The organism is Actinoplanes sp. NPDC051405, from assembly GCF_055586185.1.
The window spans coordinates 456,150-471,112 of sequence record NZ_JBVJIR010000002.1; the positions used below are offsets into that span (position 1 = coordinate 456,150).

Here is a 14,963-nt window from a genome sequence, read left to right on the forward strand (position 1 = left end):
CCTCTCAGCTCTTCGGAGTGACTTTCGGCTCGGCGGGACGGCCGCCGAGGTAGAGCTCACCGAGCTGGGGATCGGCCAGCAGCTGGTCGGCCGGGCCGGCGATGTGCACCCGGCCGAGGTCGAGCACGCAGCCGATGTCGGCGGTCTCCAGCGCCCGCCGTGCGTTCTGCTCGACCAGCAGGACGGCCGTGCCGGCGTCGCGCATCCGCACGACCTGCTCGAAGATGGTGCTGGTGGCCTTCGGGTCGAGCCCCATCGACGGCTCGTCGAGCAGCACCACCTTCGGGTCGACCATCAGCGAGCGGGCGAACTCGACCTGCTTCTGCTGGCCGCCGGAGAGCAGGCCGGCGAGCGATCCCCAGCGCTCGGCGACCACCGGGAAGAGCTCCTTGACGAAGGCGGCCCGCTCGGCGGCCTTCGCCTTGTCCTTCAGGGTGTAGCCGCCGAGCAGGACGTTCTCCTCGACGGTCATCTCCCGGAAGACGCTGTGGCCCTGCAGCACCAGGGCGACGCCGGCGGCCAGCATCCGCTGCGGGCCGATGCCGGTGACATCCTTGCCGCCGACCAGGATCCGCCCGGACCGGGGCTTGAGCAGCCCGCTGGCCACCTTGAGCACGGTGGACTTGCCGGCGCCGTTCGGCCCGACCAGGCAGACCACCGAGCCGGCGGGGACCGCGACGCTGAAGCCGCGCAGCACCGGGGCGGCGCGGCCGTAGCCGGCCTGGACATCGACGAGTTCGATCTCAGACACCAAGGTAGGCCCCCAGCACGCGCTCGTCGGTGCGGATCAGCGACGGCGGTCCCTCGGCGATCGGGCGGCCGCGGTCGAAGACCACGATGTGGTCGCTGATGCTCATCACCAGATCCATGTTGTGCTCGACGATCACGAAGGTGCGGCCCTCGGCGTTGAGGTCGCGCACCAGGGTGCCGATCCGGTCGAGCAGCGCCGGGTTGACGCCGCCGGCCGGCTCGTCGAGCAGCACGGTGGCCGGCTCGCCCATCAGCACCCCGGCCAGCTCCAGCAGCTTCTGCTGGCCCCAGGACATGGTGCGGGCCTCGATGTCGGCCAGGTGCTCGATGCCCAGCCGGGTCAGCCAGCCGCGGGCCCGGTCGACCTCGGCGCGGTGCCGCGCGCCGCGCAGCCCGCCGGTCACCCCGCCCGGGCGTACGGCGGCCAGCACGTTGTCCAGCGCCGTCATCCGGGGGAACACCCGGCAGAGCTGGAACGTGCGGCCGACCCCGGCCCGGGCGATCAGGTGCGGCGCTTTGCGGGTGATGTCGGTGCCGCCGTACGTGACGGTGCCGCTGTCGGCCCGGATCATGCCGGTGACGCAGTTGAAGAAGGTCGTCTTGCCGGAGCCATTGGGTCCGATGAGCGCGTTGACCTGGCCCTCGCGGAAAGTGACCGTGGCACCGTCGAGCGCCACCACTCCCCCGAACGCCTTGCGCAGCTCCACCGTCGCGAGGCTCATTTGCTCACCTCCGCCCGTTGCCGTTCGGTCTGCAGGTCGGCCGCGCTGACCTCGCGGATCGAGCTCTGTGGCGACTGGCGCAGGCGCTGCCACAGGCCGGTGATCGCGGGCAGCACGCCGTCGGGCATGAACATGACGACCAGGCCCAGCAGCACGCCGGTGGCGACCAGGTGCAGCGGGGTGTTGCCGAACTGGCCCTTGAAGTACTCCAGCGCGGTCCCCACGATCAGCGCGCCGGCCAGCGGGCCGAACAGGTTGCGCACCCCGCCCAGCAGCGCCATCAGCACCAGGTAGGAGCCGGTGAGGATGGAGAACTGGAAGACCGGGTCGAGGTCGCCGAACCACAACGCGTAGAGGCCACCGGCCAGCGCGGTGAATCCGGCCGACACCACGAAGACGATCAACTTGTACGCGAACGTCGAGGTGCCCAGCGCCTCGGCCTTGTCCTCGTCCTCGCGGATCGCCTTGAGGCCCAGCCCGAAGCGGGACCGGTCGATCAGCCACCAGGCCAGCAGGGCCAGCGCCAGCAGCCCGGCGAACAGGTAGAAGAAGACCCGGTGGTGTTCCGGGCGCCGCAGGTCCGGGAAGGGCCGCGGCACCACGAGTCCCCGCGAGCCGCCGGTCACCGACGCCCAGCTCTGGAACACCAGCAGCAGGATCAGCACCAGGGCGATCGAGACGATGACGAACGACGCGCCGCGTACCCGTAGCGCGGCCAGCCCGATCGGCACCGCCAGGGCCGCGACCGCCAGCGCGGCCACCGCCAGGGCCACGAAGCTCGGCAGCCCCGCCTTGGTGACCAGCAGCGCGGTGCCGTAGCCACCCAGGCCGGCCAGGGCGCCGTGCCCGAGCGAGATGTAGCCGGTGAAGCCGCCGACGAAGTTCCACGAGGTGGAGAGCACCGCGTAGTTCAGCACCACGATGCCGGCCGACAGGATGTACGGATTGGGCGCCAGGCTGGGGAAAGACAGGACCGCGGCGGCGAGCAGGAGGAGCCCGACTGCTCTAGAAACGCTGCGCAAGACGACCTCCGAAGAATCCCTGCGGCCGGAACGCCAGCGTGGCGAAGAGCGCGAGGTAGAAGATGGTCTGCGCCCAGGTGGTGCCCAGCGGGATCTGCAGCAGACTCTGGATCAGCCCGAGCAGCATCGCCGCGGCGGCCGCGCCGGGCACACTGCCCAGGCCGCCGACCACGATGATGGCCATCAGCGGGCCGATCCAGTGCCAGTGCAGCGACGGGTAGATGGTGGTGTCCAGTGCCAACGCCGTGCCGCCGATCGCGGCCGTGGCCAGCCCCAGGCCGAAGCCGTAGCCGGCCACCTTCTCGGTGTCGATGCCGACCAGCCGGGCCGCGTCGCGGTGCTGGATCGTGGCCCGCAGCGCCCAGCCGAAGGTGGTCTTCTTCATCAGCAGGTACAGCGCGGCGAGCGCGAGCACGGCCAGCCCGAAGGCGATGAGCTTGACCACGGCGATCCGCGCGCCGAAGACCTGCAGGCTGGCCGAGCCGTAGCCGAGCTGGATGCGGCGCTGGGTGCCGGTGAACGCGTACCCGAGCAGCCCCTCGATGATCAGCGCGACGGCGAACGTCAGCAGGACCGACATCATGGTCAGCGTGATCGCCCGCAGCCGGGACAGCAGCCCCCGTTGCAGCAGCACCCCGGCGCCGAAGAACAGCGGCACGGTGACGATCAGCGAGAGCAGCGGGTCGATGCCCAGCCGGGTGTGTGTCCACCAGGCCAGGTACGCCGCCAGGATCAGGAACGCCGAGTGCGCGATCATGACGACCCGCATGATGCCGAAGTAGAGGGTGAGCCCGGCCGCCAGCAGGGCGTAGAGCCCGCCCAGCAGCAGACCGAGGATCACGCTCTGGAACAGCAGTGCACCGGAGGGCATGCGGGCCTCACCAGGCCGGCTTGGGGTAGACGAAGTCGGCTTCCTTGACGGCCGCCGGCAGCACGATCTTGATCTTGCCGCCGACCCACTGCTGGATCATGTGCGCGCCCTGCGGCTTGCCGGTCTGGTCCCAGCTCAGCGGCCCGACGACGGTCTCCACCTTGTTGCCGTGGACCCAGTCGACCAGCTTCTGCTGGCAGTCACCCTGCTCGGCGCAGCCCACGGCGGTCACCGCGGCCGCGACGACCTGCCCGGTCGTGTACGCGTTGGCCTGGTCCTCGTCGGGCGCCTTGCCGAACTGCGCGGTGAACTTCTCGACGAACTCCTTGTTGCTCGGGTACGGCGCGTCCGGGCTGTAGCCGGTCGGCGAGAGCACACCCTCGGTCTTGTTGCCGATCGCCTTGGCGAACTCGGGGTTGGTCGGCGCCCCGGAGAACGCGGCGAGCTTGGGCTGGAAGTTCAGCTGTTGCAGGGCGACGATGAGGTTGACGCCGTCCTGGTACTGCGAGCCGCCCACCAGCATGTCCGCCTTGGACGAGGCGATCTTGGCGGCGATGCTGCTGAAGTCGGTGGTGTTGGGCGGGTAGACCTCGTTGACGACCGTCTTGATCCCGGCCGCCTCCAGCTTGTCCTTGAGGCCGTACGCCGTGCCCTGCGCGAACGGGTCGTCCATGGCCGCGTAGGCCACCGTCTTCGGCCGCTTGTCCGCCGGCAGCGCCAGCAGATACTCCGCCAGGTGGTTGTAGTGGTCGTTGGCCACCGCCGGGGCCGCGTAGAACAGGTTCTTGAACCCCTGGGAGAAGACCTCCTTGGCGGCGCCGGCCGGCTCGACGAAGAGCATGCCGTACTCCTCCGCGACGCGGGCCGCGGGCACCACGAGCCGGGTGGAGAACGGGCCCACCACCAGGTCGACCTCGTCGCTGCCGATCAGCTGCTCGTAGTCGGCGACGACCCGGTCCGCGTTGGACTGGTCGTCCAGGATCTTCAGCTGGATCTGGCGCCCGAGCAGGCCGCCCTTGTCGTTGGTGATCTTGGCCCAGGCCTCGTAGCCCTGCTGCACGCCCTGGCCGGGTTCGGAGAAGTCCCCGGTCAGCGGCAGCGAGATGCCCACCAGGATGGGGTCGTCGGTGGCGGTGGAACCGCCGTCGCCGTCGCCGCTGCACGCGCCGAGGGCGAGGATCGTGGTCGCGCCAAGGGCCGTGGCCCAACGTGTACGCCGTAGTGATGAACGCATCCCCACCAAGCTCCTTTGCCCGGGACGTAAGCGCTTGCGAAAGCGCTTACGTAGCCTAGGGTGTGTGTCACGTCACTGGCAATAGCGGCGTAACACCAGCTTCACCGTCGGTGATCAACTGGCGTGACCGTTTCCGTGGAGAGTGGACGGATGCCCAAGCCCGGTCCGAGGCTGCGCCTCGTCGACGTCGCCGAACGTGCCGGTGTCTCGCTGGCCACCGCCTCCCGCGCCCTCGCCGGCCGGGACGGGGTCAGCGAGGAGGTGGCCAACCGGATTCGGCAGATCTCCCGTGAGCTGGGCTACGTGGCCAACCCGTACGCGCGGACCCTGGCCGGCGGAGCCAGCTCCACCGTGGGCCTGGTCGTGCACCAGGTGGACGACCCGTACTTCTCCGAGATCGCCGGCGGGGTCATCCAGGTCGCCGACGAACAGAGCCTGCTGGTCCAGATCTGCCACTCCGGCCGCGACCCCGACCACGAGCTGCGCCAGATCCGCAACCTGATCGCCCAGCGGGTCGGCATCATCATCGTGGCCGGCTCGGGCTACGACGACCCCCGCATCGAAGCCGAGGCCAAAGCGGACCTGTCGGCGTTCCAGAGCCTCGGCGGCCGGGTCGCGGTCATCGGCCGGCACTCCCTGGGCGTCGACGCCGTGCTGCCGGACAACGAGGCCGGCGGCCGGGCCCTCGGCGACCACCTGGTCGAGCTCGGCCACCGCCGGATCGCGGTCGCCGCGGGCACGCCGGGCCTGACCACGGTGGCCGACCGGCTCGCCGGGGTGGCGGCGGGCCTGCGCGCCCACGGCCTGTCGCTGAACGACCTGCCGGTCGTGCACACCGACTTCACCCGCGACGGCGGCCGGGCCGCGGCCGACCGCATCATCGACGAGCACCCGGACACCACGGCGATCGTGGCCCTCAACGACGCTATGGCGATGGGCGTGCTGTCCGCTCTGCGCACCCGCCGGATCGCGGTGCCGGACCGGATGTCAGTGGTCGGCTTCGACGACGTGTCGGTGGCGGCGGACCTGGCCCCGAGCCTGACCACGGTCCGGCTGCCGATGACCGACATGGGACGGATGGCGCTGGATCTGGCCCTCAAGCCTCGGTCGGCCCGGCCGCGCCGCCGCCCGACCGGCCATCAGCTGATCGTCCGCGACTCCACCGGGCCGGCTCCGACTCGCTGACCGCCCTTTTCGCGAGGGCGACTTCTCAGCGCGTGCCGGCTCTGTCGAGTGACCCGCGGGTGGCCACGACATATCCGGCCGTGGTCACGCCGACGGCCACGCCCCAGCTGAGGAAGACCAGCAGCGTGGCGACCGTCGCCCAGCCCTGCCGAACCTGGCCCCAGCCTCGCTGCCCGTCCAGCACCTGCTCGGCGAACACTCCGAAGCTCAACACGCCGTAGGTCACCAGCGCAGCCGCCACGGTGCCGGCGGGCAGCACCGCCAGTAGCCGCGGAACCCGCCGGCCGCCCAGCCCCGGCACCCACCGGGGGAACTGCTGCCCCCACCGCTGCACCAGCCCGAGCACGAGAAGCCCGGCCAAGGGCGGCACCACGGTGATCGCCACCCCGGTCGCCGTCGACAGGCCGCCGTCGGCGCCGCGCAGCTCTTGCTCGGAGATCCCGAACGGCACACCGAGCACCCAGAGCCCGTGCGGCACGGCCCAGCCCACGATCGGCAGCGCCACCGCCACGTTGGCCCAGCGTCGGGCCCACCCCGGCACCGGTTGGGCCCCGGTCGGCGCCGGCCCGCGCGGTGGCCCCACCACGCTCGCCAGCCCGGCGAAGGCGAGGCCACCGGCCAGCAACGCGATCCGGCCACCGATGTCCCGCCAATCCGTGGGATGCCCGGCGACCCCCGCCGGAATCTCGAAGAGCAGATGCAGTGGAAAGGCCCCGACCAGGAGAATCGCGGCCGCGACCCAGGTCACGGCCGGTTTCCACCGATGCGCGTACGCGATCAGCACCGCCAGGGCAACGCACACCCCCAGCGCGCCCCACCCGCGCACGAACGGCACCGTGGCAACCTGGTCGGCGCCGCACCCGCCGGCCGGATGATCCCCGAGGTCGGTCCGGTCGCAGGCGGTGTATCCCCAGCGACCACCGGCGATCCAGGACAGCCTGAGCACCACCTCACCGGCGACGAACACCGCGCAGGCAACCGTAAGAGCACGACGTAGCGACATGCGCCGATCCTGTGACGGGCCGGCTGTGGACCGGCTGAGCCCTTCTCAGCCGGCTCCCAGCACCGACCGGCCGCGGGTGAAGCCGGCACGAGGAGGGCTGGGCCGAGGACAATGGCTCCGTGAACCCCACCGAGGACGGGACGACGACGGCGGACGGCCGGTACATCATCGGGTCCGGCCGCCGTCGGCAGGCCGCCGACCCCGCCATCCCGGAATTACTGCGCCGGGAGCTGGTGGCCGAGTTGACGGCAGCCCGTCGACTCGCCCACGACGACCCGGACGCGGCCCGGACCCGGGTGTGGGATGCCGAGGTGGCGCTGGCTGAACGAGGCGATCCCTGGTGGGAACCGACACCCGCCGGCCAACGTGTGCGGCTGGCTGCCGCGATGCGCGCCCTGTTGTGGCACCGTCGCCCCGATGCCACCATCTGCCCCAGCGATGCGGCCCGGGTCGTCGGCGGCGCGGCGTGGCGTGACCTGATGGGCACAGCGCGGGAGGTGGCCGGCGAGCTGGCCGAGGAGGGCATCATCGCCGTTCGTCAGCGCGGCAAGGACGTCGATGTGGCTGCCGCGGTGGGGCCTGTCCGCCTTGCTCGAGGCACCGGCTGGTGAGTCGCTAGGACCGGTTGAAGGTTCGGGTGAGGGCGGCTGCTACGGCCGTGAACAGGAGCCAGCCGAGGATAGTCAGCAGGTAGGCCAGCCACCGCGCGTTTCCGGTGAAGCCGAAGGCGGTCTCCTGGCCGAAGTTGACGATCGGGACGAGCACGTCGAGCGTGTAGATCAGCGGATGGAACGCGACGCCGCCGCGTCCGCCGGTCGGCGGGTGGAAGTGGAACACGACGCTGCCGAGGGCTGTGAGGCCGAGCAGCCACAGGGCGGCGCGCCCGGGCCGGTAGCCGTAGCCGACCAGCAGGTCCTGCAGGAGACCCCAGGCCATTGCGGGTGGGGACAGCTGCCGGCGGCGCCGGCGTTGCTTGGCCAGCAGCACCGTACGGGCGTCAGCCTCGTGCCCGATCTGGCGGTAGTGCGTGGCGAGTTGCTCGTACGGCTGCGGCCGGTAGCCCTCCGGGTCCTGGCTCAGCCACTGCAGGCGGCCGGCGGCAACGCCCGCAGGCTCCAGGGCGGTGTACCGGGCTCCGTCCAGCCGTAGCCGGGCCGGCGAGTTCGCCGGGTCGTCGCGGAGTATCTGGACCTGGGCGTGGCGCAGGTCGACCGTGCCGTCGACGCGTTCCGGCCGCAGGCTCAGCTCCGCGGCGCGCATTCCCCAGGCATCCAGGGCCGTGTCGCCGGGGTTCAGCAGCACCGCGTCGGTCAGGTCGACCTCGCCCGTGATGTCGGCTCCGCGAAGCCGCAGCATGCCTTCGACCCGCAGCCCCCGGTGGGCGTGGACCGCGCCGCCGACCCGTATGCCGGAGAACTCGAGGTTTCCGCTCACGGTCGTGCCCTGCAGGTACACATGCCGGCCCACCTGCATCGAGTCGCCGAACACCGCCGCCACGCGGTCGCCGAACAGCTCCTCGGCGCGGCCGTCGCCGTTCAGGTGGGCCCAGTCGAAATCCAGGTCGCCGCTGACCTGGACGCCGTAGCTCACGACGGCTCCGGTGAGGATGCACTTGACGAAGCTGAGAGTGCCTCCGACGGTCGCCGCGAAGGCGTCCAGGCCGGGGAGGGTGCTGCCCTCGAAGGACACGCCACGCAACCGGGCGAAGGCCAGCGACGGCACCGAGTCGAAGGTGCAGCCGACGAGGTCGACGGCGACGTCGACGTCGGCCTGGTGCAGGTCGAGGACCCCGACCACCTCGGCGCCGTGCAGACGCAACGCCGCCTGGTGGCCGGGCTCCGCCGGTCGAGCGCCGAGCAGCAACGACCGGATCACTGCGGCGCGGACCGTACGGGCGCCGCTCTGCGGCAGTGCCACCCGTCCGTACGGAAACGCATCCCACAATTGTTGTTCCGCCGCGGACAACTCACGCAGCTCGACGGGAACCATCGCGGTTCAGGAGGACTGCGGCAGGTGCTGCGCGATCTCCCACATGTTTCCCGCCGGGTCCGCGAACGCGGCTGTCCGGCGGCCCCACGGGCGGTCGACCGGGCCGTTGAGGATGGTGACGCCGTGCTGCCGGAGCTCCTCGCACACGGCGTCGGCGTCATCGACCTGGATGGTGATCAGCAGGCGTGCGCCGTTCTCCGGCGGGCCCACCGGCTGCGGCTCGATCAGCGTTCCGGCCCGCTCGGCGCGCAGGACATTGATCATCAGATTGTCCAGCCGGACCACGACCGAGGCCTCGTCCGCGTAGACGACCTCGAGCCCGAAGACGTTCTCGTAGAACGCCCGCGTGGCCGCGAGGTCCTCGGCGAACACGGTGATGACCTCGATCTTGCTCAGTCCCTTGATCACGCGCCGGTTCCTTGTCTCCACGATCGATCGCGCGACGCCTGCCGCATGGCGGGACAGTAGCGGAAGCTGCGCGTCCCGGCCGCCCCGCCGGCGACAGCACCCGCTACCCGACGTGCTCGCGGCAGCGTTTCAGGGTTTCGTCGAGGACCTCGCGGCCTTCCCGGGCCCAGACCGCCTCGTTGAAGACCTCCACCTCGATCGGACCGGTGTAGCCCGCCGCGTCCACCGCCTCCCGGAAGCGGCGCAGCTCCACGCAACCCGTACCCGGCAGACCCCGGCCCAGCAGCACCCCGGCCGGCAGCGGCGTGACCCAGTCCGCGACCTGGAAGCAGGCGATCCGATGCTCACGACCGGCCCGGGCGATCAGCTCCCACACCGCGTCGTCCCACCACAGGTGGTAGGTGTCGATCACCACCCCGACCGCCTCGGCCGGGTACGGCGCCGCCAGGTCCAGCGCCTGCCCGAGGGTGGACACGACGCAGCGGTCGGAGGCGTACATCGGGTGCAGCGGCTCGATCGCGAGCTGCACGCCCGCGTCCAGCGCGTACGGCACCAGCGTGCCGATCGCCTCGCCCACGTGGGCCCGGGCCGCGTCGATGTCCCGGCTGCCCTCGGGCAGGCCACCGGAGACCAGCACCAGCGCCGGGGCACCCAGGGTCGCCGCCTCGTCGATCGCGCGTCTGTTCTCGTCCTGCCAGCCGTCCTGCTGGAAGAAGCCGCCCCGGCACAGCGAGGTGACGGCCAGTCCCGCGTCGTGGACCAGCGCCGCGGACTTCTCGACGCCGTACGCCTGGACGTCCTCGCGCCACAGGCCGACGCCGGTCACGCCGGCCTCGACACAGCCGGCGACCAGGTCGGGCAACGGCCAGTGCTTGGTCGTCGCCTGGTTCAGGGAGAAGCGCTTCACGGCTGTGCCACCCCCACCGTCGTGAGCCAGGCCCGGGCGCGGTGGGCGGCGAGGTCCGCGTCGGGCAGCAGCCCGGCGGCGTCGGCCAGCCGCAGCAGTTGCGCCAGGTGCCGCGGGGAGCGACCGCTCTGCACGCCACCGACCATCGTGAAGTGGTCCTGGTGACCGGCCAGCCAGGACAGGAACACGATGCCCGTCTTGTAGTACCAGGTCGGTGTCTCGAACAGGTGCCGGGACAGGGTCACGGTCGGGGCCAGGATGCGGTCGTACGCCTCGAGGTCGCCCGCGTCCAGGGCCCGCAGCGCCGCCGCGGCCGGGGGTGCGATCGCCGCGAAGATGCCCAGCAGCGCCTCGGAGTGGCCCTGCTCGTCGCCGCGGATCAGCACCGGGTAGTTGAAATCGTCGCCGGTGTACAGCCGCACCCCGGCCGGGAGCCGGCGCCGCATCGCCACCTCGAAGTCCTCGTCCAGCAGCGACAGCTTGATCCCGTCGACCTTGCCGGGGTGCGCGGCGATGAGCTCGGCCACGGTGTCGGCGGCCCGGCCCAACTCGCCGGCCCGGCCCTGCTCGCCGGCTCCCCAGTAGCCGGCGAGCAGGGGGTCGAAGGCCGGTCCGAGCCAGTGCAGCACCACCGGCTGGTCGGAGTCGTCGATCAGCTGCCCGTACACGTCCAGGTAGTCCTGTGCCGTCCGGGCCGCGGCCGCCAGGTGTCGGCTGCACATCAGCACCGGCACGGCGCCGGCTTCCTGCACGTCGGCCAGCTGTTCGCCGTACGCCTTGCGGATCTCGTCCAGGGTCGCCGGGCCGGGTGGGAGCTGGTCGGTGGCCACGCCGGCGACGATCGTGCCGCCCACCGCCGCCGCCTCGCGCGCCGAGCGGCGGATCAGCTCGCGGGCCGCCGGATAGTCCAGGCCCATGCCGCGCTGGGCGGTGTCCATCGCCTCGGCCACGCCGAAGCCGTGCGCCCACAGGTGGCGCCGGAAGGCCAGCGTGGCGTCCCAGTCGACCGCGGGCGGCGCGCCCGGCACGTTCTCGGCGCCGGGATCGGCCACGACGTGGGCCGCGGCGTAGGCGACCCGGCTGGTGAACGCTGCCCCGGGCGTGGCCCACTCGGCACCCGCACCGGAAAGCGTCAACGGCCCGTCCGGCAAGTGCAGGATCCGGCTCACTGCTCCAGCTCCGGGATCTCGATGCGGCGGCCCTCTCGGGCCGACTGCAGACCGAGCTCGGCCAGCTGCACCCCGCGCGCCCCGGCCCACAGATCCCACGTGTACGGGGTGTCCTCGGCGACGTGGCGCAGGAACATCTCCCACTGCGCCTTGAAACCGTTGTCGAAGTCCTCGTTGTCCGGCACCTCCTGCCACTGGTCGCGGAAGGAGTGGGTCAGCGGCAGGTCGGGGTTCCACACCGGCTTGGGCGTGGTGGCCCGGTGCTGGATCCGGCAGTTGCGCAGGCCCGCCACCGCGCTGCCCTCGGTCCCGTCCACCTGGAACTCGACCAGCTCGTCGCGGTTGACCCGGACGGCCCAGGAGGAGTTGATCTGGGCCACCACTCCCCCGTCGAGCTCGAAGATCCCGTACGCGGAGTCGTCGGCGGTGGCCTCGTACGGCTCGCCGCGCTCGTCCCAGCGCTCGGGGATGTGCGTGGTGACGTGGGCGGTGACCGCGCGGACCGGGGCGAACAGCTGCTCCAGCACGTAGTGCCAGTGCGGGAACATGTCCACCACGATGCCGCCGCCGTCCGCGGCCCGGTAGTTCCAGCTCGGACGCTGGGCGGCCTGCCAGTCCCCCTCGAAGACCCAGTAGCCGAACTCGCCGCGGATCGACAGGATCCGGCCGAAGAAGCCGCCGCTGATCAGCCGTTCCAGCTTGCGCAGGCCGGGCAGGAACAGCTTGTCCTGCACCACGCCGTGCTTGACCCCGGCCGCGTCCGCCGAGCGGGCCAGCTCGATCGCGCCGTGCAGCGTGGTGGCCAGCGGCTTCTCGGTGTAGATGTGCTTGCCGGCCTCGATAGCCAGCCCGATGGCCTTCTCCCGCTCGCTGGTCACCTGGGCGTCGAAGTAGATCTGCATGTCGGGGCGGGTCAGGGCCGCGCCGAGATCGGTGGTCCACTCGGTCAGGCCGTGGCGGGTGGCCACGTCCCGCAGTTTGGCCTCGCTGCGGCCGACGAGCAGCAGCTCCGGCCAGAGCACGGAGCCGTCGCGCAGCGGCAGCCCGCCGCTCTCCCGGATGGCGAGCAGGGAGCGGACCAGGTGCTGGCGATAGCCCATCCTTCCGGTGACACCGTTCATGACGATCCCGATCGGGACGCGAGCGGACATGGGCCGACCCCCTCAGGTAAGCGCTTTCCCGGCAGGTTACCGGCGTGCGGACACTCCAGGCAAGCGGTTGCTCCCGGACGCTGATGGACTAGTGTTCTCGGCGTGGCGACTCTCGCGGACGTCGCGCGGCGGGCGGGGGTCTCGACCGCGACCGTGTCCCGCATCATCAACAACAGCCCCAAGCCGGTCGCCGAGGCGCTGCGCGAGCGGGTCCTCGCGGCCGTCGCCGAGCTGCAGTTCGTCCCCAACGCGAACGCGCAGCAGCTGGCCCGGGCCGACCGCACCGCCGTCGGCGTGATCGTGCACGACGTCTCGGACCCGTACTTCGCCGAGATCACCCGGGGACTGCAACGGGTCGCCACCGACCACGGCCGGCTGGTCATCATCTGCAACAGCTACCGCGACCCGGAGCGCGAGCTCGCCTACGTCGACCTGCTGCACGCCCACCAGACCGCCGCGATCGTGCTGGCCGGCTCGGGTTACGTCGACGCGCCGATCACCGCCCGGCTGGACGGCAAGCTGCGGCTCTACCAGAGCACCGGCGGCCGGGTGTCGGTGATCGGCCGGCACGAGCACGCCGGTGACGCCGTGGTGCCGGAGAACGAGCCGGGCGGCTATCTCGCCGGGGACGCGCTCTACCGGCTCGGCCACACCGCCATCGGCGTCATCGCCGGGCCGCGGCACCTGACCACGACCACCGACCGCCTCGCCGGGTTGCGCCGCGCCGCCAAGGAGCACGGGCACCGGTTGAGCGCCAAGCAGGTGATCTACGCCGACTTCGACCGCAACGGCGGTGCCGCGGCGGCCGCCACACTGCTGGAGCAGAATCCAGGACTGACCGCCATCGCGGCGCTGAACGACTCGATGGCCGTGGGCGCCCTGTCCTGCCTGCGCGAACGCGGCATCGACGTGCCCGGGCGGATGAGCCTGATCGGCTTCGACGACATGCCCATCTCGGTCGACGTGACGCCGCCGCTGAGCACCGTACGGCTGCCGCTGGAGGAGATCGGCGTCCGCGCGATGTCGCTGGCCCTGCGCGACCGCGACCGCGACGGCCCGCTGGTGGAGCACGCGGCGGCGAAGCTGGTGCTGCGGGGCAGCACCGCCGCGCCGCCCGCGCGTTAGGCGGCCAGTTGGGCCACGTGCCGAGCGTCGACGTCCTCGACGACGCCGCAGTTCGTGCACTGCATGTAGTAGCGGGCCGGGCGCACCGGGAACAGCGGGATGAAGAAGAGGCTGAACTTGGTCGTGCGCTTGATCAGCACCTGGGCCACCGTGGCACCGCAGTAGGCGTGCAGCAGGGTGGGGGCCGCGATCCGGCGGTCCGAGGACTTGAATCCGAAGATGAGGAACACGCATTGACGGTACCCAGCCACCGCCCGCCCACACCCGGACGGCGCCCGGCGCTGGACACGCTGCGCATCGTCGTCGTGTACGGCCTGGTGTTCTTCCACGCGGCGCTGGTCTTCGACGCGAGCGACGACTACTACATCAAGAACGAGCAGACCACCGGCGCCACGACCGTGCTGGCCGGGCTGGCCGTGGTGTGGGCGATGCCGCTGCTCTTCCTGGTCGCCGGCATCGGCGCCCGGCACTCGATGCGCAGGCGGGGGCCGGGTGGCTTCGCCGTCGAGCGGCTGCTGCGGCTGGGTGTGCCGCTGGTCTTCGCCACGCTGACCATCGTGCCGGTGCCGCCGTGGCTGCGGCTCAGGACCGAGCCCGGCTACGACAAGAGCTACTGGGAGTTCCTTCCCCGGTTCCTCGATGTGCGGTTCGCGCCGGCCGAGTTCCCGTTCGTCCTGCAGGGTGAGGAGTTCGAGACCGGGCATCTGTGGTTCGTGGTGCTGCTGCTGGCCTTCTCGCTGCTGCTCGTGGCAGCAGTCGCCCGGCTGCCCGCGACGGCGCGGCGGCGGGCGGTCGAGGTGGCCGCCGGTGCGGCCGGGCGGGCCGGCGTCGTGCTGCTGCCCGCGATCCCGCTCGCCCTGGTCAGCGCATTGCTCGGCCTGGAGGAAGATCTGGGGGCCTGGAGCCGGTGGGCCTACCTCCTCTTTTTCCTGTACGGCTTCGTGCTTGCCACCGACGAGCGGTTCGCCGCCGCGTTACGCCGCCACGCCCGGGCGGCCGCCGTCCTCGCCGTCGTCGCGTTCGGGGCGAGCGCACCCGGCTTCATCAGCGAGGGCACGGACCTGTTCACCGGCATGTCACCGCTGGCCGTGGTGTCGCGGGTGCTGTTCAGCGTGTCCGGCTGGTGCGCCCTCGTCGCCCTGCTGGGCCTGCTCGACCGGCCCCGTCCCGACAGCGCGGGCCCGGCGCGGGAGAACTCGTCCACGCGCACCCGTCTGGCCGAGGCGGCGCTGCCGTTCTACGTCCTGCACCAGCCGATCGTGGTGGCGGTGGCCTGTCTCGTGGTCCCGTGGCGGGCCCCGATCATCGTCGAGTACGCCGTCGTCGTGGCTGTCTCGTTCATCCTGACGTTCGGGGCGTACGACATCCTGGTCCGGCGTACCCGGATCACCCGGTTCTTGTTCGGTATGCGCCCGGAGAGGACGTGA

The 14,963-nt window shown here is 71.6% G+C and carries 16 protein-coding genes; 4 read left to right on the plus strand and 12 right to left on the minus strand.

The window, feature by feature from the left end:
- Window positions 1–4: 4 nt before the first annotated feature.
- The 5 genes from ACZ6S4_RS06550 to ACZ6S4_RS06570 are packed head-to-tail and all read right to left on the minus strand — an operon-like array spanning window position 5 to window position 4,599.
- Window positions 5–751: an ABC transporter ATP-binding protein gene (locus ACZ6S4_RS06550; protein ID WP_465473916.1), complete on the minus strand. Its 747-nt coding sequence runs from the start codon at window positions 749–751 to the stop codon at window positions 5–7.
- Complete coding sequence (locus ACZ6S4_RS06555) at window positions 744–1,472, minus strand: ABC transporter ATP-binding protein (RefSeq protein ID WP_465473917.1); 729 nt, start codon at window positions 1,470–1,472, stop codon at window positions 744–746. The genes ACZ6S4_RS06550 and ACZ6S4_RS06555 overlap by 8 nt, the downstream gene beginning before the upstream one ends.
- Window positions 1,469–2,494: a branched-chain amino acid ABC transporter permease gene (locus tag ACZ6S4_RS06560; protein ID WP_465473918.1), complete on the minus strand. Its 1,026-nt coding sequence runs from the start codon at window positions 2,492–2,494 to the stop codon at window positions 1,469–1,471. The genes ACZ6S4_RS06555 and ACZ6S4_RS06560 overlap by 4 nt, the downstream gene beginning before the upstream one ends.
- The gene (locus tag ACZ6S4_RS06565; RefSeq protein ID WP_465473919.1) at window positions 2,478–3,365 is read right to left on the minus strand and encodes a branched-chain amino acid ABC transporter permease; all 888 of its coding nucleotides are present in this window, start codon (window positions 3,363–3,365) and stop codon (window positions 2,478–2,480) included. Before ACZ6S4_RS06565 ends, ACZ6S4_RS06560 begins: the two co-directional genes overlap by 17 nt.
- A 7-nt stretch (window positions 3,366–3,372) precedes the next feature.
- Window positions 3,373–4,599 (minus strand): amino acid ABC transporter substrate-binding protein, encoded by a 1,227-nt coding sequence (locus ACZ6S4_RS06570; protein WP_465473920.1) that lies wholly within the window; start codon window positions 4,597–4,599, stop codon window positions 3,373–3,375.
- A gap of 150 nt (window positions 4,600–4,749) precedes the next feature.
- On the opposite strand from ACZ6S4_RS06570, the gene ACZ6S4_RS06575 reads away from it, so the two are divergent.
- Complete coding sequence (locus ACZ6S4_RS06575; RefSeq protein WP_465473921.1) at window positions 4,750–5,784, plus strand: LacI family DNA-binding transcriptional regulator; 1,035 nt, start codon at window positions 4,750–4,752, stop codon at window positions 5,782–5,784.
- Window positions 5,785–5,809: 25 nt separating this feature from the next.
- Here ACZ6S4_RS06575 and ACZ6S4_RS06580 read toward each other — a convergent pair whose 3' ends face one another.
- Window positions 5,810–6,787, minus strand: coding sequence for a hypothetical protein (locus ACZ6S4_RS06580; protein ID WP_465473922.1), 978 nt, complete (start codon window positions 6,785–6,787; stop codon window positions 5,810–5,812).
- Window positions 6,788–6,906: 119 nt separating this feature from the next.
- Here ACZ6S4_RS06580 and ACZ6S4_RS06585 point away from each other — a divergent pair, with 119 nt between their 5' ends.
- The gene (locus ACZ6S4_RS06585) at window positions 6,907–7,398 is read left to right on the plus strand and encodes a DUF3253 domain-containing protein (protein WP_465473923.1); all 492 of its coding nucleotides are present in this window, start codon (window positions 6,907–6,909) and stop codon (window positions 7,396–7,398) included.
- Window positions 7,399–7,402: 4 nt separating this feature from the next.
- Here ACZ6S4_RS06585 and ACZ6S4_RS06590 read toward each other — a convergent pair whose 3' ends face one another.
- The 5 genes from ACZ6S4_RS06590 to ACZ6S4_RS06610 form a co-directional block, all read right to left on the minus strand.
- The gene (locus ACZ6S4_RS06590; RefSeq protein ID WP_465473924.1) at window positions 7,403–8,776 is read right to left on the minus strand and encodes a hypothetical protein; all 1,374 of its coding nucleotides are present in this window, start codon (window positions 8,774–8,776) and stop codon (window positions 7,403–7,405) included.
- A 6-nt stretch (window positions 8,777–8,782) separates the two neighbouring features.
- Window positions 8,783–9,184: a VOC family protein gene (locus ACZ6S4_RS06595; RefSeq protein ID WP_465473925.1), complete on the minus strand. Its 402-nt coding sequence runs from the start codon at window positions 9,182–9,184 to the stop codon at window positions 8,783–8,785.
- A 103-nt stretch (window positions 9,185–9,287) separates the two neighbouring features.
- Window positions 9,288–10,091: a sugar phosphate isomerase/epimerase family protein gene (locus ACZ6S4_RS06600; protein ID WP_465473926.1), complete on the minus strand. Its 804-nt coding sequence runs from the start codon at window positions 10,089–10,091 to the stop codon at window positions 9,288–9,290.
- The gene (locus tag ACZ6S4_RS06605) at window positions 10,088–11,251 is read right to left on the minus strand and encodes a dihydrodipicolinate synthase family protein (RefSeq protein WP_465474145.1); all 1,164 of its coding nucleotides are present in this window, start codon (window positions 11,249–11,251) and stop codon (window positions 10,088–10,090) included. Before ACZ6S4_RS06605 ends, ACZ6S4_RS06600 begins: the two co-directional genes overlap by 4 nt.
- A 5-nt stretch (window positions 11,252–11,256) precedes the next feature.
- The gene (locus ACZ6S4_RS06610) at window positions 11,257–12,411 is read right to left on the minus strand and encodes a Gfo/Idh/MocA family protein (RefSeq protein WP_465473927.1); all 1,155 of its coding nucleotides are present in this window, start codon (window positions 12,409–12,411) and stop codon (window positions 11,257–11,259) included.
- 102 nt (window positions 12,412–12,513) lie between these two features.
- On the opposite strand from ACZ6S4_RS06610, the gene ACZ6S4_RS06615 reads away from it, so the two are divergent.
- Window positions 12,514–13,536, plus strand: a complete 1,023-nt coding sequence (locus tag ACZ6S4_RS06615) for a LacI family DNA-binding transcriptional regulator (RefSeq protein ID WP_465473928.1) — start codon at window positions 12,514–12,516, stop codon at window positions 13,534–13,536.
- Here the strand turns inward: ACZ6S4_RS06615 and ACZ6S4_RS06620 are convergent.
- Complete coding sequence (locus ACZ6S4_RS06620; RefSeq protein ID WP_465473929.1) at window positions 13,533–13,766, minus strand: zinc ribbon domain-containing protein; 234 nt, start codon at window positions 13,764–13,766, stop codon at window positions 13,533–13,535. The two genes, ACZ6S4_RS06615 and ACZ6S4_RS06620, sit on opposite strands and share 4 nt — an antisense overlap.
- A gap of 3 nt (window positions 13,767–13,769) precedes the next feature.
- Between ACZ6S4_RS06620 and ACZ6S4_RS06625 the strand changes: the two genes are divergently transcribed.
- Entirely contained in the window at window positions 13,770–14,963 is a 1,194-nt protein-coding gene (locus tag ACZ6S4_RS06625; protein ID WP_465473930.1) for an acyltransferase family protein, read from the plus strand.